Genomic DNA, 23470 nt, shown 5'->3' on the forward strand with positions numbered 1-23470 from the left:
CTTTAAGTGACTTTCTTATTTTTAATATACCTATATGATACCATTTTTTACCTATAATACAAAATATAATCGCTTCCAGTGGCTTGGCTTTACCTTTATGGGAATAACGTATAAACTATATCTATGAATAAGAAAGGAAAGTCTCAATGCAATTCATCAGTCAATGGTTCACCAATTATCTTGGCAATATCGATATTGAAAGTATTTTATCCCACTTACTCACTACCCTCTTACAATTAGTTCTTACGGTGGTCTTGCTATACATCATTCGCCGAATTACAGTGCGTTTGATTAATACCTACTTTGATAAAACTGCCCGTTTTTCCAACAATAACTACCGGTCAAAAACCATGAAAGCCCTGTTGACCAATATTACCCAGTACGTGTATTACTTCCTGCTTGGTTACTCTACCCTAGCCATTCTTGGCGTACCAGTTGCCACGCTCTTAGCTGGTGCTGGGATAGCCAGTATTGCAGTAGGTATTGGCGCCCAGGGCTTGGTTACTGACATGGTCAATGGCATGTTCATCCTGCTAGAACACCAGCTAGACGTTGGTGATTCCGTAGTAATCGACCAAGTCAGCGGGATCGTAGAAAAGATCGGGATTAAAACCACTGTTATCCGTGGTTTCGACGGAACTATGAATTTTATCCCTAACCGCCAAATTGAAGTGGTGGTCAATAATTCACGAAACCCTATCCGTAGTGAAGTTGATTTATCTTACTTTGCTGATACCGATATTAATGAATTCGTCGCTGTCATTAAGAAACGTCTTGGCGATTTGGCTCCCGACGAAAACCTATCTAAGCCACCGGTATTACTAGGGGTGACTCGAAATGTTGACCACCAACTCGTTTATCGCATTCGCTTCTTCTGTGTAAACGGCAGCCAGGAAGATATTCAAAGCAAGTACTATGAAGAACTCACCAATGCCTTAAGAGAAGCAGGCATAGAACAACCTGACTCCCAAAGAGCTGTCTCTCACATTAGTGTCGATTATAAACATACAGAAACTAAAAACCAAGACAAATAAAAAGCCATGATAAAGATTAATGGATTTCTACAGTAAGATATTTTTTTAGACAAGATCTTAAAGGCTGGGATGATCTTCCCAGCCTTTTTCATGCATTACGTTTTTATTGAATGGTATTTCTGTAATTTTGTCTTTTGGTGCACTTGTCACACTCTCCTTAAGGCAGGAATTTTTCGGGGACTTTTTCGCCGTTTCTTTGGTAGAAGGTGACTTCTTCCTGGCCAGCTTGCCAGTCTAGGATGGCATAGGTGGGAGTGAGATAGTTGCCACGAGGGAAGGTCACGGACCCAGGGTTAATTAAGTGCACTCCATCAAGGAACTGGTCATCCATGATGTGTGTGTGACCATAGACAGCAATTTGACAGCCTTGTTTCTTGGCATATTCAGCGTATTTCTCTACTCCCGCCTTGACCCCATAAAGGTGGCCATGGGTATAGATCAGCCGGCCTTCTGGTGTATCGATAATGCGTTCAGGCTGGTAGGGGCCAAAATCGCAATTTCCCTTCACCGGTTCGATCACATTCCAAATACTGTCGCCAGCATCTAATTCAGAATCACCGCAATGGAGCATGAGGTCAACTTGGTCTTGGTAGCGTGCGACGAGGTCTGAGAGAATCTGGCTATCTCCATGACTATCTGAGATTAGTAATATTTTCATTGCAATTCCACCTTTCCTGCTTCAATATCGGCTTTGAGTTGGGCCATGACTTGACCACGGTGACTGATCTTATTTTTTAAGTCAGGCTCAATTTCTGCTGTAGTTTTTTGGTAGTCTGGAAGGTAAAAGATTGAATCATAACCAAAGCCGTTACTGCCCCGCTCTTCCCTTAGGATTTCTCCGGACAAGTGACCAATATAATGTTTATAGACTTGGCCATCCGAATGACTTAAGACCATGGCACAAGTAAATTGGGCTTGACGCTTGCCATCGGGAATATCTTCCATAGCTAGTAAGACTTTATGGCGGTTGGCTTGATCATTCTTGTCTAAGCCAGCATAGCGAGCCGAATAGATCCCTGGCTCTCCATTTAGAGCTTCAATTTCCAAGCCAGAGTCATCAGCGATAGTGGGAACCTGTAAGAGTTTAGCTGCTGTACTGGCCTTTTGACTAGCGTTTTCTAAAAAGCTGGATCCGGTTTCTGGAATATTATTGATTTCAGGATAATCTAAAAGGGTCTTGATTTTGAAACCTAAGGGGGCAAATAATTGTTGGAATTCCCTGGCCTTGCCAGGATTTTTGGTGGCGATTAAGAGATCATTATTAGCCATGGTCTACTCCTTTTTTGCTTCTAATTGACTGAGGGGGATCCGGCTGACCGGAATATCTTTTTGTAGCCAAGCCTTGGCAATATCCTTGAACAAGGCCACCCCTCCGGTAGTATAAAACTGATAAGTGGCGACTTCTGGGTTCCATGAAGATTCCGCTAGATTATAGAGGTCGAGAATTGCCGAAACATCACTCACGGTTTCAGCTCCGGAATTGACCAAGCGTACCCCTGGTCCCATGAATTTTTGGATCAGTGGAGCTAATAAGGGATAGTGAGTGCAACCCAGAATGAGGGTGTCGATAGCTGTCTGTTTTAAATCATAAAGACTTTCAGCCACGATCTTCTTAGCTATTGGCGAGGAATATTGGCCACTTTCCACTAAGGGCACGAATTTGGAACAGACCAAAGGATACAAGGTTAAATGCTTGTTATGGTTCAATAAGACATTCTGATAGAAATGGCTGTTGATAGTGGCTTCAGTAGCCAAAATCCCGATATGGCCGTTTTCACTATAACGGTTGGCTGCACGAGCACCGGGGTGGATAACACCAATGACCGGAATATTCACCCGTTGGCGGATCCGCTCCAATGACACTGCTGTCGCGGTATTGCAAGCAATCACAAGCATTTTAATATTTTGCTCCAAGAGAAAATCAACTAATTCTTGGGTGAATTCGTTTATCTCTGCCTCTGGCCGGGGCCCATAAGGACAGCGGGCATTATCCCCAATATAAATTATCGACTCATTGGGCAACTGCCGCATGGCTTCTTTGACAACAGTTAAGCCACCCACTCCTGAATCGAGAAAACCAATGGGACGCTTCATGGCGACACTCCTAACAATAAAAACTCAAATCAATACTTCTATTATAGCAAAAGTACTTTTCTAATTATAGTAATCCCTTAGCTAAAAATGTTAGAGCTAATTGGCTTAACAAAAAGGAGGTGTTTGTAATGTTAATTTTTATTACAATTTATTGAAGCCTTAAAAGTGGGCATCTACCAATAAGCCCCAATTTGACAGGCTTTCCTCTGCATTTAATTAGCAATAATTTTATTAGTAAGCAGATCAATATGATATATTAAATGACATAATTAATGACATTAATTTATATTACATGGTATTATAATTATAAGTACTTATTTACATACAATGTTCAATCATATTGAGGAGCGATTATATGATTACAATTAATTTTGATATCGTTCAGACACTCGGCCTTGCAGTGCTTGCCTTATTTTTTGGTAAGTGGATGACCAATGTCTTTCCGGTGCTCGAAGAATATTCCCTGCCCCCTGCCATTGTAGGTGGCTTAGCCTTTGCCCTAGTCAACATGTTTTTACGTTTGACTAACCTGGTCACATTTAACTTGGACACTTCCTTGTCAACCCTATTTATGGTGGTATACTTTACCACCATTGGTTTTTCCGCTAGTATCCAAGCCTTGTCACGGGCTAAGGGTGTGGTGATGAAGTTCCTCTTTATTGCCATTTTAGCCATCTTTATCCAAAATATTCTGGCCCTGGTTTTGGGGAAATTCTTAGATATTCCTGGCCCCTTGGCCCTCTTGCTCGGTTCCCCTGCCTTAGTCGGCGGCCCAGGGACAGCGGCAGCTGTCTCTCCTACCATTGTCAACTTAGGTTACGACAATGCTACCTCGGTAGGGATTATTGCAGCTACTCTAGGGATTGTGTTGGGCTCACTTTCTGGTGGTCCAATTGCCTCAGGTATTGCAAAAAAATATTCCCTATCCGCTAAAGATGAGAATGCATCGGCGAATACCAGCAACCGCTACCACCGCCATCCCCAACACCAACGCTTAACCGCTGAACGGATTGGTTATATGTTGTATGGCACCTTACTAGTGATTTTTGTGGGGACTTTTGTCACCGAAATCATTAACACTGTAGTGGGTAAATTAGTGGGAGGAATCACCTTCCCCGTTTATATTGGGCCGATGATTGTGGCAGCCACCGCTCGGAATATCTCTGATGCCAAGGAACGACCTATCCTTGATGATGCCGCTCTGGATGTGACTTCGGATATCTCACTCAATCTCTTCCTGGCCTTAACCATGGTGGGTTTAGAGTTATGGACTATTATTGATATGGCTCTACCCATGCTTTTAATTATTGTGGCAGAAACAGTCGTTACTCTAGCTTTTGCCCGTTATATTGTCTTTTATACTATGGGGAAAAATTACGACTCGGCCGTGATGACTGCAGGATTTATTGGCTTTGGGATGGGGTCCTCCTCCAACGCCATGGCCTGCATGCGGCAAATCACCCATGAATATGGTGCTAGCCCGTTAGCCTTTCTAGCCGTTTCTATCGTGGGAGCCCTTTTTATTGATTTTATCAATATCTTTGCTATCTACGGCTTCATCCATCTGATTGCTTAGGCCAGCGGATAGTCATCACTTAACTTTCTTTTCCCTAGGAATTTGTTTATGATAGAAATGAACAATGTTCTATTACACAGGAAAGGAAGACCTCCATGCGGATAGCACTCATTGCCCACGACAGTAAGAAAGAACTAATGATCCAATTGACCACGGCCTACCAGGATATTCTCAGTCAGCATGACTTAGTGGCGACCGGGACCACTGGCAAACGCGTTAGTCAAGCGACTGGCCTCAAAGTCCATTGCTACCAATCTGGCCCCTTAGGTGGTGACCAGCAAATCGGTGCTGAAGTCTCACAAAATCAGATCGATTGCGTCATTTTCTTAAGAGACCCCCTAACAGCCATGCCCCATGAACCGGATGTGAATGCTCTGATTCGTCTCTGTGATGTCTACAATGTTCCCTTAGCGACCAATATTGGCAGTGCAGAAGTCCTAGTCCGCGGCTTGGGCGCTGGGTTAATCAATTGGCGAGAGGACTATGCCGATGGTCAGGTTAACCGCGATATCCGCGAAAACCTCAACCATGGTAGCGTCAACCGCCCGCTTAAAGAAGATTAAGCAAAATAATAAGGTCAACTCAGACTTCTCAATTATGAGAGAATCCGAGTTGACTTTTTCTTTTTACTTATTTTTTTTAGTGATCAACCTGCCGCCAGTTATGGTTATTCCACCATAGTAGGACTGACAAGACAAACACTGAAAGGTATAAAGCATAGACGACAAAATCAGTATTTAACTGGGTTCTTGCCATCAAAAAGTCGTCAATGGGAAAGGCTGCGTAATAAATCGCATTCATTAGGATAAGAAAGAGAGCGTGTTTCTTCAAGGCCTGTTTGGCTTGAGAACTCCCCTCCTTAAAGTAAACGAGAAGACCTAAAGTCAGCAGGAGAATTGATAATAGACCGATAGCTGGGTAGGAAATCACTACCAAGGACATCAATAATCCTCCTAGGGCTTCTAAAATGTCCGGACTAGACATTACCCAGGCCAGACCTGACAAGGCAAAAACGACCAGGATATAGATAAGGGGAATTGCATTTAAGAAACGAAGTAACTTAACCATTTGGATCATCTCCTTATTGGTATGCTTTTTTGAGCTTTACAAAGTTTTCTTTCCCATCTATTTTTAGTATAAATAAAAATCCATTCATGTAAAATCATAAGTCTCAAAGTGAGTGATAAGATAAAAGTTTAAATTTGAGAACAAATCCGCTAGTCTCTAGAGCGATTACCCCCAAAAATTAAATAATAAATCCTCAGAAAAATAAAAAGTGCCGCACTTTAATGCAGCACTCCTTTAACTCTTACTTAGTCTAAATGATTTTCAAGGATACTTTCCAATTTTTCTTTTGGTGTGTAACCAACCAGTTGTTCAACGACTTGGCCGTCTTTTTTAACGATTAAGGTTGGGATGGACATAATACCAAATTCACGTGGGGTATCAGGATTTTCATCCACATCCATCTTAGCAAATTTCACTTGGTCGCCCATTTCTTCATCGAGTTGGTCAACAATTGGAGATTGCATCCGGCAAGGACCACACCAAGTTGCCCAGAAGTCGATTAAAACGACACCTTCACTGGTTTCTTCTACAAAATTTTGATCAGTTAATGTTTGTACCATTTAACTTCCTCCTCAAATTATTTCAATTAGTCACTCTATGAGCAATGCTTTAAAGTGGCAGGGAGTCGCTACTGACCTCCCCCTCACTTTCAGGCTTAATTATAGCATGTTCTCCCATTTAGCAAAATATTTTGCTTACTTTTATTTAGTAAAGGCCATTAGTCGCCAAATTTAACAATAGTTGCCCCTTGGCCACCCAGGTTATGGGGAGCGTAGGAGAAGGATTTAACCCGTTTATTATTTCTTAAGTATTTCTGTACCCCGTCCCGGATCACTCCAGTACCGAAGCCATGAATAATGGTGACTTGGGGGTAATTGGCCAGGAGAGCCTGGTCGATATAGCGGTCAAGAGCGGTCATGGCCTCCTCATAGCGCATACCCCGGAGGTCGAGTTCAGACTTAATATTCTTACTTTGACTAGCCCGTACGCTACTCGAGCCCTTCTTCCCCTTAGACTTAGGCTGACTTTTTTCTTGGAGCTCTAGGTCCTTTTCGGGGATTTCCATCTTCAACATGCCCATTTGAACCAACCAGTGTTTATCTTCGCGTTTTTCCACCAAGGTTCCCATCTGACTATATGGGATAACCTTGACTTCGTCGCCAACTTCCAAGTCCTTATTTTTCTTGCGTTTTTGACGTTTGAGCACCTTGTTCTTTCTCAACTGTTGCTCTTCTTGGGTCAAGTTAGCGATTTGTTTTTGTTTGTCAATCATTTCATGTTCTTTGACGGTTTGGCCCTGTGGATTATTCTTCTGCCATTCTCTAATATCACCCAATAGCTTATCAGCCTTTTCCTGGGTCTTAGCTACCAGGTCATTCGCTTCTCTTTTAGCCCGGTTCAAATAGGTGATCTTATCATTTTCCAGGGCGTGGTAGGCCTTCTTCAAATCAGCCAGTAACCTGTCAGCCTCTTGTAAATCTTGGCTTAGGGCTTGGTTATCCCTTTCATAGGCTTGGCGCTTCTTATCCAAGTCATCGATCATTTCGTTTAAGGACTGACTTTCTTCTCCGACATAATAGCGGGCCTCGTCCACGATGCTTTGATCCAAGCCTAAGCGTTGGGAGATATCAAAGGCATTAGAACGGCCCGGTTGACCGATCAATAGTCGGTAAGTCGGCGTTAAAGTTTTCTCATCGAATTCAACACTGGCATTAATGGCATTGGGTTCTTCAAAGGCATAGGCCTTTAGCTCAGGATAGTGGGTGGTTGCTAGAACCGTACAGCCCACTTGAGCAAGCCGGTTTAAAATTGCCATCGCTAGGGCAGCCCCTTCTTTAGGGTCAGTTCCCGAACCCAATTCATCGATTAGGACTAAGGATTGGTCATCAATTGCCTCTAAGATCGAGATAATATTAGTCATATGACCAGAAAAAGTTGATAGGTTGGCTTCAATCGATTGCTCATCCCCAATATCAGCAAAGATATGGTCAAAGACTCCAATGCGGCTATCAGCCTTGGCAGTAATATAAAGCCCCGATTGACCCATTAGCTGCAGTAAACCCGTAGTCTTTAAGGTAATGGTCTTCCCACCGGTATTGGGCCCGGTAATGATTAACATGCAATAATCGCCATTAAAGCTTATAGTATTTGCTACAGCAGTTTTTGGATTTAATAAGGGGTGAACGGCTTCCTCTAAATTTAAAGACTGGTGATCCGTAGCAATGAGAGGCCGGTGGGCGCCCTGCTTTTTGGCATAGCGCCACTTGGCTTGGATGAAATCAAGTTGCCCTAAGATTTGGTTATTTTGATCAATTTCATGACTATGGGGAGCCAGGTCGGCTGATAACTCCGCAAAAATCCGCTCAATTTCTGCCTGCTCTTCGATCCGCAAGCTATGGACCTTATTGTTGGATTCCATCACGACTTGGGGTTCAATATAGAGGGTCTGACCTGAGGCACTTTGGTCGTGGACCACGCCACCAAACTTCCGCCGATATTCTTGTTTAACCGGTAAGACATAGCGGTCATTACGGATGGTCACAATTTGATCACTCAGATAGTCGGCTTGGCTGGATTTAATGATATTATCCAAACTCATCCGAATATGGGCTTCTTCTGCCTTGATACTTTGGCGAATACTATGTAAGTGACTGCTGGCTTCATCATAGACAGAGCCATCACTAGCAATGGCCTGGTTAATCTTTTTAGCCAGGTCCTTATGGTTAGCAAAGTCACTCACATAGCCTTGCATTTGCTCTACGTCAAGGTCTAAATCCTCAATCTCTTTAAAGAATTGACTGACTTCACTGACGCTTTTCAAGACCCGACCCACATGGGCCAGTTCTTGGCCATTCAAGATGCCGCCGATATCTAAGCGCTTCATCAAAGGCCCCACATCAACTAATTGGCCCAGGGGCAGACTGCGTTGGGCTTCATCAATGCTTTGCATTTCATCGACATCAGTCAAAGCGGACTCAATCTTTTCGGGTTCGGTCATGGGTTTAAGCTGTAAGGCTATGTTTTTACCCAGGGCCGTCACAGTTTCTTTGGCTAGGGCCCCGGTAATTTTATCGAATTCTAAGATTTTTTCTATTTTTTTATTCACAGAGATGCTCCTTTTTCACGATAAACTGACCATCTAATAAAAAAAGAGGCTATGACCAAAGTCAGAGCCCCTAGTTAAATAGCAAGTGCTATGCCGGCAAACCATAAGTTAAAGACTTCATGGGTAAGGAAGGGGGTACGGCGGATAAAGAACTCGGCCACACTATTATGACTTAAGAAGCCTTGGACACCTTCCAATCCCAGTAAAGACAAAATGGCAAAGACAAAAAACAAGGTGAACCAGGCAGTGATAAAACCAGTAATAAAGCCGCCCAGGCTCAAAACCTTTCCTTGGCCTTTTCGATACTTAGACGGTGAGAAGAGGTAAAGAATAAAACTCTTAATAACTTGGACCCCCACTAAAATAAGGGCAAAGGCCATGGCTCGGTAGTAAATCACATCCATATTAGTCAAGACGGCATCAGGATAGTATGAGAAGTCACTGGTCATGGAATAGCCAGGAAAAGGGATAATCAATTCTAACTTCTCCGCTAAAGGTAAAAAGTACTCCTTAGCCACAAAGAAGCTGACTCCTAAGGATAGGACCTGCAGGAGCTGCACACCAAAAGTCCGGCGACTATAATCCATAATGGTTAAGGCAAAAAATATCAGGACTAAGATTAAGGTAATGGTGGTATTAGACAAGCCAAGCCCTCCTTTCTAATCGCGGGGCGTCTTAGAGAGGCCTTGGGCTTTCTTAGCTGCAAAGGGATCATAGTAAACCACAGAAGGGTCGGCTTTTTTCTTGCCTTGGTTAGCTTTAGCCTGCTTTGAAGTTTTTTTACCACTTTGCCCTTTATTTTCACTCGCCTTAGCCTGGCTTTGACTTTCACGGAGTAAGTTTTGACTAGCTTGGCTATAGGAAGGTTGACTTTTAGCTTGGATCAGCTTGCCTCCTTCAGAGAAAGCGGTCAAATGAGGTTGTTGAATAGTTTGCTTTAAGGCTTGTAGTTCAGACTCTAAGCGGGCTTTTTGCCGGCTTAGGCGTTCAATTTGCTCTCTTTGGCTGGCTATTTCAGCTTCACTCTCTAGCCAGTGGGAGGTCGCATTAACAGCGACTAAGAGGGCCATTTTCTGATTTGAAAGAATTGAAGGTTTGCTTTTAATTTCATTTAAGGCGATATTTACCCGGCGAACCACTTCTTCAATATGTTCTTCAGATTTACTGCCAACAATTTTTACTGTTTGTTTTCCAAAATGAGCGGTATATTCTTGTTGCGACTCAGTCATGAACAGTCTCCTTTCCTGAACATTTACTCCTTATTCTACCATTGACACGAGGGCTTGACTAGTCATTGCCTTAATAATAAAAAGAGCTGAGAAAGTTATCCCAGCCCCTTATTCAATTTTATAAAATTAGTCTTTATCTTGGCTTTTATCTGTTTCTAAAATATCTTTTAATTCATCGGCAACAAACTGAACATCGGTACCGACCACGATTTGTAAATTATGTTCATTCACTTTTCTTAAGCCAGGAACACCGGTAGCCTTGATTTTGCCTTCATCAATAGCATCTGTATCCTTCAATTGAAGACGTAGGCGGGTAGCGCAATTGGCTACTAATTGAAGATTATCTTTTCCTCCAAGACCTTGGTAAATATTTTGGGCCATGACTTGGTATTTATCTCCACTTTGCTTAGCGTCCTTAGCTGCATGGCTTGCTGTTTGGTCTGCTTCACTGACCGCTTCCCGTCCTGGCGTTTTAAAATCAAAGCGACGGATTAAGAAGTCGAAAAGGAAGAAATAAATGACAAACATAGCTAGACCTAGAACAAGGATCATCCATTGGTTATTAGCCATAGGCATCCGCCAAGACAAGACCATATCAATCAAACCTGCTGAGAAGGAAAAGCCTAGGGTTGCATGTAAGGCTGAGCAAATAAAAAGGGACAAGCCGGTTAAACAAGCGTGGACAGCATAGAGGGCTGGAGCGGCAAACATAAAGGAAAATTCCAGTGGTTCGGTAATCCCAGTCACAAAGGCTGCAACAGAACCAGCAATCAGTAAGGAAGCAACCGATGCCCGGTTTTCTGGACGAGCATTCTTATACATGGCTAAGGCGGCCCCAGGTAAACCAAACATCATAATCGGGAAGAAACCGGCTAGGTAGCGTCCTGTCACCCCAGGTTCTCCTTGACTGGACCAGAAATTACCAATGTCATTAATCCCAATGGTATCAAACCAAAAGACATTATTAACAGCATGGTGGAGTCCAAAGGGAATCATCAGTTTGTTAGTAATGCCGTAGATACCCGCTCCGATATCTCCTAAGTTAGCGATGCCGGTCCCAAAGGCTACTAAACCACCATAGACAGTGGGCCAAAGGAAGAGTAAGATAACCGCTAATACTGCTGACAAAGCAGCCGTTACAATAGGAACGGCTCGCTTACCACTGAAGAAACCTAGCCATTGGGGTAACTTAACATTGTGGAAACGGTTATACATTTCTCCAGCAAGAACCCCGGAAATAATTCCTATGAAGACATTATTAATGGCCTTAAAGGCTGGGTTAACTTGGTCGATGGCTTGGCCGGTTATTCCACTTAAAATTTCCGGACTTAATAAGGTGGTGATCATTAAGAAAGAAACCGCCCCACTCAAGGCAGCTGCCCCGTTATTATCTTCAGCAATCCCCATGGAAATTCCCAAAGCAAACAGTAGAGGCAAGTTATTAATCACGACTAAACCTGCTTGAACTAGGAAAGTCGCTAAAACGTTCGAACTTCCTTGTAAGGCATTAGCATCGATGGCATAGCCAGTTCCCATAAATAAAGAGGCCACTACCAATACGGAAACAGGCAGCATCAGGGACCGGCCGATTTTTTGTAAGTAATCTAACATATGAAATCTCTTTTCTCTCTAGTATTCAATAATTAACGTCTCAAGGACTGAGCCATTTTGAAATAGGTGTGGCGCTTACCACGGATAGCAATGCTTAAGGCCATAATATTTTCGGGGTCTGGCATTCGTCCATAGCTCCCATCACCAATATGATGAATATCCGCCCCAACCTGCTTATTATTTAAGGCAAAGGAGCGAATGGTATCTGGACTAGCACTTTCTTGGCTGGTGCCAATAGTTGCCATCACTAAGCCATCTTGGGCTTGGACTGCTTGGCAAGCTTGATGAGCTTCTTCTAGTAATACTCCAGGCACTGTGCCGACACTAGGCATCAAGACCCCGTCCGCACCTGCTTCAATAAATTGCCTAAATAAGCTAGCATCAATCAAAGTTACTCGTTTACCGGCACCATGCATTTTCCCCGCTAAGATTAAACCAGAATAAGCTTGCCGGCCCGCTGCTAGGGCAGCTAAGATATCGGCATTAGTCACACCCGTCGAGGGATTAGCGGTTACCATGACAAAATCCACGCCTAAGTCTTCTGCCGTGGCGAAAGCTTTGGAGCTCGCCCGTCTTCCTGGACTAATTTCAACCTTTTCATCGAGGACCTGACTGTCAGCAGATACGGGTTCCAGGTTGATGCCAATGGGACGCCCGGTAAGTTCTTTAATGGCTTCAATCACAGGCTGCTTGCTTTCAAACCCCTTAATTTTGGGGTGAAAGACATCCAATTCATTCAAACAGATGAGGTCTGCCCCAAAAGCCGTCATCACTTCGGCGTTGGTTACCCCCTCAATTAAAGGAGCAGCGGTTACCACCGTTTCAGCCATAATAATCCGGCCTTCACTGGCTTGAATACTTTTTTTGAGCTCATCCTTAGTAAAGTTTTTAACTTCACTGGGAAAAGCACTTATCAAACGTTTCATAAATCGACTTCCCACCTATCTAAGAAAAATCTGAATTACCTGCAGCATTTATAATAATTGAAAAAAGTAAGCATCTCAATATCTTTTTAGTTAATAATAAAAAGCGTGTGACAGTCACAAAAAGGAGCTTCGTCCTGTCACTGAAAGAGATTTGGATTAGAGTGTAAACAAAAAAGAATGGAAGTTTCATCCATCCTTTCAAAAATTTTAACGATTATCGGGTGAATATTTCTCTTCGATGCCACTAAACCAATAAGAGAAGATAACCCCCGCCACAAACATTACTATGGCCAAAATTAAAGTTGTCATAAAACTCAAGCCTGTTTCCATTAACCCTTCTGGAGTAAAAGCTGGAAAGACCACGGTCGGAAAGATAGCTAAAGAAGAACCGATCACAGTTCCTAAAATAAAGTGGTACATTTTGGCATAGTAGTGGTCAAAAAGCCAGTTAGCTACTTTGGCTAGGGCCAAGACACAGAGAATAGCACCAAGGCCTAGAGGAATAATGACGCCCATGTTTAAATGAGATATTCCCGCTGACATCTTTTCGTATAAGCCAAAGTAAATCAAGAAATTACTTGGGCTCATGCCTGGGACAATCACGCCTAAACCGATCAAGGCCCCAGAAAATAACCAAACCCCAAAACTAGGTGTTAAGTGAGAAAAATGTTGGCCACCAAAGACCATTAAGGCAAATAAGGCCAAGGCAGTCAGACCCATGACCAGGTAATCGGCTGTGCTTCGCCCTTCTTGCCCGGCTTGTTTAAAGAGAGATGGAAAAGTTCCTACCACAAAACCGATAAAGAGGCAGGTAAAGAGGGCCTCATAAGAACCAAAGGCCTTCATAACGAAGAAGGAAAAGAGAATAATCCCAATGACAAAACCGATACCTACTGGGATAAAGTAACGGACATTTTGCCAAAATTTATGGGTAATATTGCCTAAGAAATTCAGTAATTTGTCATAAATACCAAAAATTACTGCTAGAACCCCACCAGATAAGCCTGGTAAGATTCCCCCAATACCGACAAAAGCTCCCTTGACCAAGCGTAACCACCAGTCCTTTGAAAAGACTTTGTCTTCATTTTCAATGTCATTATTATGTGAATCAGTCATTAAAATGCCTCCAAATTAATCATTAATTTCACCATTATAACCGAAATTCAGCCGTATAGGCCGTTTTTCGGTAAAATTAAACTTTCTTTAAAGAGTGGCCCGATTCGCCCAACTAAGATTTACTCTGCCCGTAAGGCTTCGACCGAGTCAAGTTTGGAAGCCCGGTTGGCGGGTAGGAGACCAGAAATAGTAGCAATCACCACAGCAATAGCCAAGCCGATAAGTAGGAATTGCCAAGTAATATCTAACATGGAGACTTGGAAGAGCTGATTTAAGACCTGGTTAGCTAAAGCAGCAAAGGCAATGGCCAGTCCTCCCCCTAAAAGTCCGGAGAAAAGACCGATCAAGAAGGATTCAGAAATAAAGATACGGCGAATATCCTTACGCCGTCCTCCAATAGCCTTAATGACCCCAATTTCTTGGGTTCGTTCCACGACACTAATATAAAGAACGGTTAAAATCATGATCGCAGAAACCAGTAAGGAAATACCGGCCACACCGATAAGGACAAAGGTGAAGATATCAATCATTTCCGTAAAGGTTTTGACCAAACTTTCGGTGGCCGAGCCCCGATAGCCCATATCCGCGATGCTCTCCTTGATTTGTGGGGTCAGACTCTCATCTTCTGCCAATAAATACACCACATTGGGCTTGAGGTCAATGTCTTGGTCAGCTGCTAACGTTTCTAAGTCATCATAGTTTAAATAAACGGTGTCAAAGATAGCCGCTGATCCCATAGTCTCGTCAGCCTGGTAAATGCCAGAAATAGTAAAATCTGCTTTGAGATCTTTTGTTTCAAAGTCAACTTGAGGCTCAGCTTTTGACCGATTGCTGACTGACCAGTATCTTCAGCCAACTTATCGGCAATCCCACGACTAACTAAGATTTCTCCCTGTTCGGGTAAATGGCCTTCAGGCAGGTTAGCGGGAGTGATTAATGACGAAATCGTCTGTAAGTTCATGAAGGGGTAGGTCGGATCCTCTTTTTTGAGGTAATCGGTCCCTAAAGAGAAATTGGTATAGCCAACTTCAAGGGCTTCTACCCCCGATATCGCCCCAAGTTCTTCAATATTTTCCTGCTCGAAGGCCGGATCTTGAAAATCGGGGCTGATAGTGGTTTGGGGAAGATTTTGTCCCTCTTTTGACCGGTTGCGCTCTTCCGTGGCTTGCATTTCTGGATTATTCATAGGCATGCGGACTTCAGTCACCTGGGGATTGACCTGGCTTTCCATGGTATCCGTCAAATAATTATTGACCCCCGACCCTAAAGCTAACATCAAAATAATACTCATAATTCCTACTGAAAAGCCAAAGGCAATCAAGAGATTACGCGACCACTTAGCCCGCATATTTTTTAAGGCCAGTTGGATAGCTGACCAGAAAGAAAAGGCATTGGAAGAGGCTTTCTCCACTTGGGGAAGCTGGCGCATGCCTTGATAGTTGGCCAGTGCTCTTTGATTTTCATTAACCCTTTCATCGGCAACGATTTCGCCGTCGCCAATCCTGACTAAACGGCTAGCGATCCCAGCCACTGCTTGGGAATGGGTGACAATAAGGACTAATTTTCCTGAAGCAGCGATTTCCTTAAAAATATCTAAGACGGCGTCAGCTGTCTGTGAATCCAAGGCTCCGGTCGGCTCATCAGCGATAATAATTTCTGGATTATTGACTAGGGCTCGGGCAATAGCCACCCTTTGCTTTTGCCCACCCGATAACTGGTTGGGCCGCTTATGGACTTGTTGACCGAGACCTAGTTGCTCAAGGACAGCCCGGGCTTGTTTTTCCCGTTTGCCTTTAGAAATATTGGATAAATTCATCGCTAGGGCCACATTTTCTAAGACCGAAAGATGGGAAATTAAGTTAAAGTTTTGAAAAACAAAGCCAATCTTATCCTTATGATAATTAACTAAGTCGCGCTCCTTGAAGTCAGCGATGTTCTCCCCTTCAACTCGAATTTCTCCAGTAAAATCAGTATCTAAACCACCAATTAAGTTCATGAGGGTAGATTTACCGCTTCCTGATTCACCAACAATGGCGACTAATTCTCCAGCTTCAAAATCCAAGTTAATATCCTTTAAGGCCTGGAATCGGTCGCCATTAGCCAGGGAATAGTATTTATTCACGGCATTTAAGCTTAATATTGCCATATGCTTACTCCTTACTTTTACTTGCTTTTTATTAGGAAAGCATTGACTAAGACAGTCTCTTAGTCAGTTACTTCATTGAGTGAGGACTCACTTTTAACTCAAGTACAGTAACACTAAGTCCTCCAGAGCGCAAACAATATGACAATAATCAGACCTTGCTGGCAATAATAGGCTTTAGCAACACAGGCCCCTGACAATAAAAGCTTCAATATAAGACAAGGCTTGAGCAAAATCTTCCTGACTCCCACTCTCGAATTGAACCCACTGGAAGGATAAAATCGGTGAAATCATGAGCCGAACAATCAGGGCATTGGGCCAGTTATTCAGTTCTCCCTTGTCCTTAAAATACTCTAGAATGTTAAAAAAGCCCATCTTCAAATGTAGCGGAATCAATTCAGCCAAACGCTTTAAGAAATTTTCCCGGTAAAGCATCTCTTGGGCAAATATCTTCATCACCTTATAGTGGTCAGAATCCTCTTGGAAACAATTGGCTAGAATATGGTGGACAAAGTCTTGGAAAATCCACTTGTCATCTTTAATCCGTTCTAAGTCAAATTCTTGGGCATATTTTTCCTTAGACATTTCAGCAATGATGGGTAAGATACAAGCGAAGAGTAAGTTTTGTTTGCTCCCAAAGTGTTTGAAGAGCGTTCCTTCCCCTACGCCGGCCCGACCAGCGATTTCTTTCGTCGAAGTATTGCTGTAGCCGTAATCGGCAAATAAATCAATACTTGCTTGGAGGATAGCATGCTGGCGCGGGGTCAAGGTTTCCTGACGCGAAAATTTTCCTACAAAGTTTTTGATATATGCATCCATCAACAAGTCCTCAATCTTTTTAAATTATAGTAATGCTTTTATTATATCAAAACCTTCACTATTTAATAAATAAATTAAAATATTTTTAAGTTGTATATAAACAATATTAGTCTTTCTATTCTTATCGCTAAACCAGTCCACAAAAAAGAGGCAAGACCTTGGTCCCACCTCTTCTAGAGTCTAAAATAATGTGTATATTAGCGGGCACCGCCGCCTCCACCTCCGCCGAAGGCTCCGCCCCCGCCACCAAAACTCGAAAAGCCCCCGCCACCACTAGACATGGCTGAAGTCATTTCTGGCGCTATGGATTGGGTATAAGAACGGTTCATAATATTAGCAATATAGTAATACTGCCAGAAGTTAATATCACCAGTACCGGTATAAACCGATTGTTTTTCAAAATCAGGATAGAGATTGGCAAATTCTTTAGCAACTTCTGCAGCGATTCCTAAAACCGCTGCATAAATTAATAAGCGGTCCCACAGTGCCACTTCTTGAGCACCACGTTCATTTAATAAGGAGAAATCCTTAAGATAGTTATAGAATTTGACCCAATTATCTCTTAATTGATGACCTTTGTCGGTAAAGGGATAAGTCACCTGGCTATCCGCTAGGTAGCGCTGGTCTTGGTCTTCCTTAGCCTTGGCGTAGGTCTTATTTTGAATAAAGTCCCCTGCCAGCAAATAGTTTTTACTATAAGACCGGTAAGATATGGAGACGCCTTTTAGTCGATCAGTACGGCTTTGACAATATTTTTTGAAGTCCTTTTCTGAAAACTGACCCTTGTCATCCGCAACTTCATTAAAAATCCGCCACCAGTCCTTAATGGGATCCAAATCTGGCGCTTGGTAAGCGGAATTCACCATAAAGTAATGATTATCCTTGAACAAACCCGTTTCGCCTCCTAACTTGAGGCCGCCTTCTTTCACCAAGTAAAGGATGGTCCCGGTTAAATAGTTGCTATCGAGGTCATCAATGGCCAGTTGGTCCAAAATGAAGTAATCCGAATAAATATTATCAGCAGGCAGGTCACGGTAATACTGACCGTCTAATTCCTGACTTCTCCGTTCAATAGAGGGGTACCACTTCTTCAAAGCTCGTTTACTCTTGATGTACTGGAACTCACCAGCTAGGATACCGACTACCCCTAGTCCACCAAGTCCTATCAGACCCCATTTGATTAGCTTAGGCATCCCCTCACCTGGCATGGAGGTAATGTCTTCAACCGCAGCATTACTATCATAGTCTTCCCAGTTATAGTCGGACCCTTCAAAGGCTTCCTTAACATAATCATCAAAGGCCTTATCCGAAGTCCACTGGGTTGGGTAGGTTCCTTGAGGAATACGGACTAAGAGGATGCCGCTCCCAGAGCTAGGCAAGCTTTCCTTAGATTCAGCCACGACTTTTCCATCTTCAATATGGACTTGGCCACGAAAACCAAAGCCCCAAACCCGATTGTTTTCCAGGTTAAAATCTTCCTTTTCCGAAGCAATGGTCATGCGTATACTTTCTGGGCTGTCTGCCAAATTATCGGAAATAAAGCGCCAATAGATCATTTGATTAGTAGTCGTTTGCATCACAAAATTAGAGATTCGGTAGGACACCTGGTAAGTGTGACGACCATAGTCAGAAATCCCCCAGTTGAGCTCACTATTTTCATTGCGACCAAATTGATAGGCCTTGGCATTAAAAGAAGCATCCACATCCCAAGACTTTTGTGGGCTAAAGGGCTGGCCATCCATGCTGACTTGGTAGTCAGATAATTCTTGGGCATCCGTCAAAACCAGGGGTTTATAAATTTCAGTTCCTTCATGGGTAGTAATATCCCAGTACTCAGTAATCTTGGCGGATCCATCTTCCTGGAGGACAGTATCCACCGTGATGGAATGGATATCCTGGTCAACCGCTAAGACGGGCTCCTGGTCTGAACGAATCAAATCAAAAGAAAAGATAACAGCCAGGGCTAGGGCTAGTTTTAGTAATAGGGAAAATGGGCGTTTGACTACCATTGAGGCATCTCCTGTTTTTCTTCACTACCCCGGAAGTATTCTTCAGGATAGAAACCAGTCATTCCTGCAACTAAGGAATTAGGGAAAGTTTTAATGGTGCGGTTATATTTAGTAACCGTGTCATTAAAAATCATCCGGGCTTGACGGACATTGTTTTCATAGTTATTGACACTGTCCATGGTAGTTTGGTAAACAGCAGCTGCTTTCAATTCTGGATATTGTTCGACCACGACGTCAATCGACCGCATGGCTTTTTGGAAGAGGTCTTGGTCATGTTCCACTTCTTCAACCGTCGCATCTGGATTAATTTTTTGCCGGTTTTTCACCACATTAATCAAGGTGTCGGCTTCATGACTTTGGTAGTTCTTGGTAGCTTGGATCAAATTCGTCAAGGCGTCCCAGCGTGATTCCACTTGAGCAGCTATTTGACCCATGGAATTATCAATCATTTCCTTGGATTGGATCATACGGTTATAAGCACCAATCCCCCAAACGACGATTAGAACGAGAATGACAACAAATGCAATTGCGATAATCATTAGATTTCCTCCCTTTTTGACGGCTATCTGCATAAACAGTAATTATTTCTGCCCTTATTTTACCCTAAGTGACTCAGGAATCCCAGTTAGATCCTAGTCGCTAATCGGGTCAAGGGATAAAATATAACAAGTCTGGTCTTTCACTTCAAAGCGAATATTATAGGATCCATAAAGCATCCCATATTCACGATCCTCCTGCCTTTGGTAAGCAGGCCTGGGATCAGCGGCTAAGACCTCAGTAATCCCCTCTCTTTCCGCTTGAGAAACTTGGTCCGCCAGGTCCTTGGGCCAGTGGACTTGGAGGGTATTAAAGGCCACCTGGTCAATAAAACCAGAGTGCCCGTCATTTAAAGCATCTGATTCACTAGAATAGGGTTTAATATCATAAATTGGTGTCCCGTCCACCATGTCGATCCCCGACACAATTAACTTGGGGCCCTCGGGACTATCACTTTCTAAGCCTTCAAATTTCACGGCTGACAAGGCTAAACGATTAGGACGGAATGGCGAGCGCGAGGCGAAGACGCCCACTCGCTGGTTGCCTCCTAAACGTGGCGGTCGGACGGTCGCTTTAAAAGGTGCACTCTCCTTAACTTGAGAAAATCCCCAGATTAACCAGAGATAGGTAAAGTCTTCAATTCCTTTAAAGGCTTCCAACTGACGGTATTCTTTTTCAAAGATAATTTCCCCATAGGAATGTTCGGCCTTAACCCCTTGGCGTGGAATGCCAAACTTTTCCTTAAAGGGAGTATAGATATGGGCTATGGGATGAATTTCCATCGGATGACCTGCCTCCTTCTTATCCTATTATTTATTAACAATTCTCTTAATACTTATCAAAACAGGCCCTGACCCGTTCAGCAAATCGATCAGGATCATCAAGATAAGGGCTATGACCGCAATCTTTCAGCAAGTAAAAGGCCTTATCGGGAGCGGTTATGGACTGGTAATAGTTAAAGACCTGACTAAAAGGCGCGGTCCAGTCTCTTCCCCCAGAGATAAAGTAAATCGGTACCTGGTAGGAATCACCCTGGGCCAGTTTAAATTGATTGGAAACAATCATTAAGGGAGCTTGAATAGCAATATAATACGACAATTGAAAGAGAAAAAGTCCATACCATCTTAAATCCATCCAAGAAAAATCAGGCGCGGTCAAGGCAAGCCATGTCCCTTTTAGGGCGTCTATGAGAGGGTTACCCGGTAAATATTTTCCCGCTACCTGTTCAATGGTTAAGTAGTCTTGGGCGGGAATCAAACGGTGGTTGAGTTGGTCATCACTGGCCCGTTTTAAAGAACAAATTTCCAGTAAACCGTCCCTATCCCCTGCTGCTCGGGCAGCGTTTTCTGCCTGGTCGAGCAGGTTTCTCTGGGAAGCAATGATATCAATAATCTGGCTCACTCCCAGATAGGCCCTAACCTTATGGGGATGGGTTTTAATATAAAGGCTGCTCAATTGACTTCCCCAAGAGTGACCGATAATAAAGATTTTCTCTTGCTTAAAACGAGCCCTTAAATAATCCACGACCTCATCCATATCATCGATGACTTGGGCTAGGGTCATCCCTGAGACTTGCCCTTGATTTAAGTAATAAGTTCGTCCCGCTCCCCGCTGACTCCAATAAGCAAAGGTATAATCAGCTTCAAGGGCAGGTTGATAAGCATAGGTCAAGAAGGGGTTAGCCATCCCTGGGCCTCCGTGGACCCATAAAACCACTGGATTAGTCCTTTGATTACCTCTTAATTGCAAGGTCTGTTGGATACCGCCCGCTTGAATGATGACATTTTCTTGGATTCCTTGGGGAGATCTTATTCGACTTTGACGGGCATGCTTCTTCCTCTGCAGCAGGATAGCTAAACTACTAAGCCCTAAAACACCAAGACTGGCCTTGAGGAAACCTTTAAAATTCTGTTTCATGGTCGCTTCTTTCCTCTTCTGTTATTTGTTCAATTATAACACGATTTATTGGCCACTCTGCCCGTCAGCTAGGATTTTGACTGGATAAATGACCCGCCTCCTAAGGGGGAAATTTATTTTTCAGCGAGGTTACAGATAACTTATTATTTGATTAAATATTAGCCAAAGTTTTTTATTTGTCTTTGGGATTTGCTATACTTAATGCAATTCGTAAAAGCGCTATGAAAGGAGTCCTCTGATGAAATTACAAAAGTTCTCACTGATAAGCCTATCTCTATTAACTACTGGTCTCCTCCTCAGCTCTTGTCAAAATCAAGCCAATGAGGCAGCCAGTGCTCAAGCTCAAAACCAAAGTCAATCTCAAGCCCATACGATTAAAGAAGATGCCGATAAAGAAGCTAGTCAGCACAATCTGGAAAATCCGGCTGATAGTACCAAACAAGAAAATATTGACAAAGATGCCAACTACCAAGTCAATCAAACAATTCCAATCTTCTGCCCTGACGATCCAGAAAAATTAATTGCCGAATTGAAAGTAACGCAAGTGTCAAATACTGTCAACGCCCTGCCCCAAGACATGGTTGAAGATCCTAACTACGACCACAAGACCCTAGCCACAATTGAAATTGAATATAAGAATATCGCTTCTGAGGATGCCATGGCCATTGGACCAGAAAACTTCACGATCACGGACCAAAATGGTAATCAATTAGAAGCCATCGACCGAGTAGATGGGGACAAATCCGTAGACCAAGGCCAAATTGCTCGCTCACAATTCTTTGTCAAGTATGACCCCAGTCAAGCTTTTGACCAAATTACCATGGACCTCCACCCCCTTAATGCCCAAGAGCCCATCGCTCGTATCCATGCCAAGGTTAGCCACGATTAATAGCTAGACGATCGACTCACGATTAAATAATAGCAAAAGTGCATCAGACAGCCTTAGAAGCATTGTCTGGTGCACTTTTTATCAGGTACGCGGCCTTTTATCACTAAAGCCCATGTCTTCTCTCTAAAAACGTGCTAAGCTATGATTAATTATAGATTAAGTTCTACTTTAGAAAGGACGTTTGATGATGGATTATTTACAATTAATTGAAGATCTAACCAATGCTAAAGGGATGTCCGGCTTCGAAGATGAGGTCATCGAGGTCATTAATAAACACAAGGGAAATTATACCTTGCAAGTAGATAATTTAAAAAACTGCTACCTTAACCTGGACCAGGTCGACCCCACTAAGCCTACCGTCATGCTAGACTCCCACCTGGATGAAGTGGGCCTCATGGTGAAAGCCATTGACAAGGATGGCCTCATCCTCATTCAAACTATTGGCGGATGGGTCCCCTCTAACTTAACTGCCCAAGTCTTCTACGTCCGTAATCGTGAAGGAAAATATTATAAAGGGATTTCAGCCACCAAGCCCATTCACTTTATGACTCCTGAAGAACGGGAGGAAAAAATCGCCATCAGCGATATTAAGATCGACATGGGCGCAACTTCTAGAGAACAAGTCGTCAATGACTTGGGGATTGAAATAGGTCAACCAATCGTACCAGCCACTAAGTTCTCTTATAATGAAATCACCCGAACCATCCTGGCCAAGGCCTTCGATAACCGGATTGGAACCGCCTGTGCAATCGCCATTATGCGCGACTTAGCGGATGAAGTGGGCGATTTTCCCTTTAACCTCGTCGCCGCCCCTGCTGCTCAAGAAGAAGTGGGCACTCGAGGCGCTTCGCTAACGGTTAAACGGGTTCAACCTCATATCGCGATTATCCTGGAAGGGACACCCGCCGATGACTTTACCAATGCCAAAGAGCTCTTACAAGGGCAACTTGGCCAAGGACCACAAATCCGTCACCGTGACAATTCCTATGTAGCCAACACCCAATTAATCGACCTCTTTAAGCAAGCTGCAAGAGCTGAGAATATTCCGAGTCAACATGCTGTCCGCGAAGGCGGCGGCACCAATGCTGGTCCTATTCACCTGGGTAATCTAGGAACACCTTGCGCCACAATCGGTATTCCCAGTCGCTACGCCCATACCAATGCCTGCTTCTGTTCCTATGATGATTTTTTGAATACGACCCACCTGGTTAAAACTTTCCTGCGCCGCCTGACGCTTGAAGATATCCAACAATTTGACCTAAAGACCTATTAAAAACAAATAGCGAATTTTCTTGAAAAGGACCTATGTTTTGAATAGCATAGGCCCTTTTGTGGTGATTTTGGAAGATGCCCCTTATCTTATCAAAAAGACCTCTGTTAAGCCTGCCTTACAGTT

23 protein-coding genes are annotated in these 23470 nt (G+C 43.3%); 5 read left to right on the forward strand and 18 right to left on the reverse strand.

Features of this window, described 5'->3' with window-relative positions:
• The first annotated feature begins 146 nt into the window (after positions 1–146).
• Positions 147–1034, forward strand: coding sequence for a mechanosensitive ion channel family protein (locus tag DBT50_RS06105; protein ID WP_070559832.1), 888 nt, complete (start codon positions 147–149; stop codon positions 1032–1034).
• Positions 1035–1191: 157 nt separating this feature from the next.
• Here the strand turns inward: DBT50_RS06105 and DBT50_RS06110 are convergent, their stop codons facing one another.
• From DBT50_RS06110 to racE, 3 genes are read right to left on the reverse strand one after another with little or no spacing between them, the layout of a single operon-like run.
• Positions 1192–1692 (reverse strand): metallophosphoesterase, encoded by a 501-nt coding sequence (locus DBT50_RS06110; RefSeq protein ID WP_070559831.1) that lies wholly within the window; start codon positions 1690–1692, stop codon positions 1192–1194.
• Entirely contained in the window at positions 1689–2303 is a 615-nt protein-coding gene (locus DBT50_RS06115; RefSeq protein WP_070559829.1) for an XTP/dITP diphosphatase, read from the reverse strand. The genes DBT50_RS06110 and DBT50_RS06115 overlap by 4 nt, the downstream gene beginning before the upstream one ends.
• Positions 2304–2306: 3 nt before the next feature.
• The gene (gene racE, locus DBT50_RS06120; RefSeq protein ID WP_070559828.1) at positions 2307–3128 is read right to left on the reverse strand and encodes a glutamate racemase; all 822 of its coding nucleotides are present in this window, start codon (positions 3126–3128) and stop codon (positions 2307–2309) included.
• 355 nt (positions 3129–3483) lie between these two features.
• Here racE and DBT50_RS06125 point away from each other — a divergent pair, with 355 nt between their 5' ends.
• Together DBT50_RS06125 and mgsA are read left to right on the forward strand one after the other, a co-directional pair.
• Positions 3484–4704 (forward strand): sodium/glutamate symporter, encoded by a 1221-nt coding sequence (locus DBT50_RS06125; protein WP_083300498.1) that lies wholly within the window; start codon positions 3484–3486, stop codon positions 4702–4704.
• A gap of 95 nt (positions 4705–4799) precedes the next feature.
• The gene (gene mgsA / locus DBT50_RS06130) at positions 4800–5267 is read left to right on the forward strand and encodes a methylglyoxal synthase (RefSeq protein WP_070559826.1); all 468 of its coding nucleotides are present in this window, start codon (positions 4800–4802) and stop codon (positions 5265–5267) included.
• Positions 5268–5343: 76 nt separating this feature from the next.
• Here mgsA and DBT50_RS06135 read toward each other — a convergent pair whose 3' ends face one another.
• The 15 genes from DBT50_RS06135 to DBT50_RS06205 form a co-directional block, all read right to left on the reverse strand.
• On the reverse strand, positions 5344–5772 hold the full coding sequence (locus DBT50_RS06135; RefSeq protein ID WP_111852144.1) for a hypothetical protein: 429 nt from the start codon (positions 5770–5772) through the stop codon (positions 5344–5346).
• A 245-nt stretch (positions 5773–6017) separates the two neighbouring features.
• Complete coding sequence (trxA, locus tag DBT50_RS06140; RefSeq protein ID WP_064292157.1) at positions 6018–6332, reverse strand: thioredoxin; 315 nt, start codon at positions 6330–6332, stop codon at positions 6018–6020.
• A 158-nt stretch (positions 6333–6490) separates the two neighbouring features.
• Positions 6491–8878: an endonuclease MutS2 gene (locus DBT50_RS06145; protein WP_070559822.1), complete on the reverse strand. Its 2388-nt coding sequence runs from the start codon at positions 8876–8878 to the stop codon at positions 6491–6493.
• A 74-nt stretch (positions 8879–8952) separates the two neighbouring features.
• Positions 8953–9522, reverse strand: coding sequence for a CvpA family protein (locus tag DBT50_RS06150; protein WP_070559820.1), 570 nt, complete (start codon positions 9520–9522; stop codon positions 8953–8955).
• Positions 9523–9537: 15 nt separating this feature from the next.
• Complete coding sequence (locus tag DBT50_RS06155) at positions 9538–10107, reverse strand: cell division protein ZapA (RefSeq protein ID WP_070559818.1); 570 nt, start codon at positions 10105–10107, stop codon at positions 9538–9540.
• Between the two features lie 126 nt (positions 10108–10233).
• Positions 10234–11718: an N-acetylglucosamine-specific PTS transporter subunit IIBC gene (gene nagE / locus DBT50_RS06160; protein ID WP_070559816.1), complete on the reverse strand. Its 1485-nt coding sequence runs from the start codon at positions 11716–11718 to the stop codon at positions 10234–10236.
• A 32-nt stretch (positions 11719–11750) separates the two neighbouring features.
• Positions 11751–12644, reverse strand: coding sequence for a DUF7916 family protein (locus tag DBT50_RS06165; RefSeq protein WP_111853086.1), 894 nt, complete (start codon positions 12642–12644; stop codon positions 11751–11753).
• 207 nt (positions 12645–12851) lie between these two features.
• Positions 12852–13760 (reverse strand): DUF368 domain-containing protein, encoded by a 909-nt coding sequence (locus tag DBT50_RS06170; protein WP_070559813.1) that lies wholly within the window; start codon positions 13758–13760, stop codon positions 12852–12854.
• Between the two features lie 119 nt (positions 13761–13879).
• Positions 13880–14497 carry an ABC transporter permease gene (locus tag DBT50_RS06175; protein WP_224783830.1) on the reverse strand — a complete coding sequence of 206 codons (618 nt, stop codon included), beginning with the start codon at positions 14495–14497 and terminating at the stop codon, positions 13880–13882.
• Positions 14461–15906: an ABC transporter ATP-binding protein/permease gene (locus tag DBT50_RS06180; protein ID WP_224783831.1), complete on the reverse strand. Its 1446-nt coding sequence runs from the start codon at positions 15904–15906 to the stop codon at positions 14461–14463. Before DBT50_RS06180 ends, DBT50_RS06175 begins: the two co-directional genes overlap by 37 nt.
• 174 nt (positions 15907–16080) lie before the next feature.
• Positions 16081–16722, reverse strand: coding sequence for a TetR/AcrR family transcriptional regulator (locus DBT50_RS06185; RefSeq protein WP_070559811.1), 642 nt, complete (start codon positions 16720–16722; stop codon positions 16081–16083).
• Positions 16723–16919: 197 nt separating this feature from the next.
• Positions 16920–18731 (reverse strand): DUF2207 family protein, encoded by a 1812-nt coding sequence (locus DBT50_RS06190; RefSeq protein ID WP_111852145.1) that lies wholly within the window; start codon positions 18729–18731, stop codon positions 16920–16922.
• Complete coding sequence (locus DBT50_RS06195) at positions 18725–19270, reverse strand: LemA family protein (protein WP_111852146.1); 546 nt, start codon at positions 19268–19270, stop codon at positions 18725–18727. The genes DBT50_RS06190 and DBT50_RS06195 overlap by 7 nt, the downstream gene beginning before the upstream one ends.
• A gap of 93 nt (positions 19271–19363) precedes the next feature.
• Positions 19364–20050: a tRNA (N6-threonylcarbamoyladenosine(37)-N6)-methyltransferase TrmO gene (tsaA, locus tag DBT50_RS06200; protein ID WP_111852147.1), complete on the reverse strand. Its 687-nt coding sequence runs from the start codon at positions 20048–20050 to the stop codon at positions 19364–19366.
• Positions 20051–20096: 46 nt separating this feature from the next.
• Positions 20097–21185 carry an alpha/beta fold hydrolase gene (locus tag DBT50_RS06205; RefSeq protein ID WP_111852148.1) on the reverse strand — a complete coding sequence of 363 codons (1089 nt, stop codon included), beginning with the start codon at positions 21183–21185 and terminating at the stop codon, positions 20097–20099.
• Between the two features lie 238 nt (positions 21186–21423).
• Here DBT50_RS06205 and DBT50_RS06210 point away from each other — a divergent pair, with 238 nt between their 5' ends.
• The gene (locus DBT50_RS06210; RefSeq protein WP_111852149.1) at positions 21424–22074 is read left to right on the forward strand and encodes a hypothetical protein; all 651 of its coding nucleotides are present in this window, start codon (positions 21424–21426) and stop codon (positions 22072–22074) included.
• Between the two features lie 187 nt (positions 22075–22261).
• Entirely contained in the window at positions 22262–23347 is a 1086-nt protein-coding gene (locus tag DBT50_RS06215) for a M42 family metallopeptidase (protein ID WP_111853085.1), read from the forward strand.
• Positions 23348–23470 lie beyond the last annotated feature (123 nt).

Origin of the sequence: Aerococcus tenax (assembly GCF_003286645.3) — a bacterium.
GTDB lineage: Bacteria > Bacillota > Bacilli > Lactobacillales > Aerococcaceae > Aerococcus > Aerococcus tenax.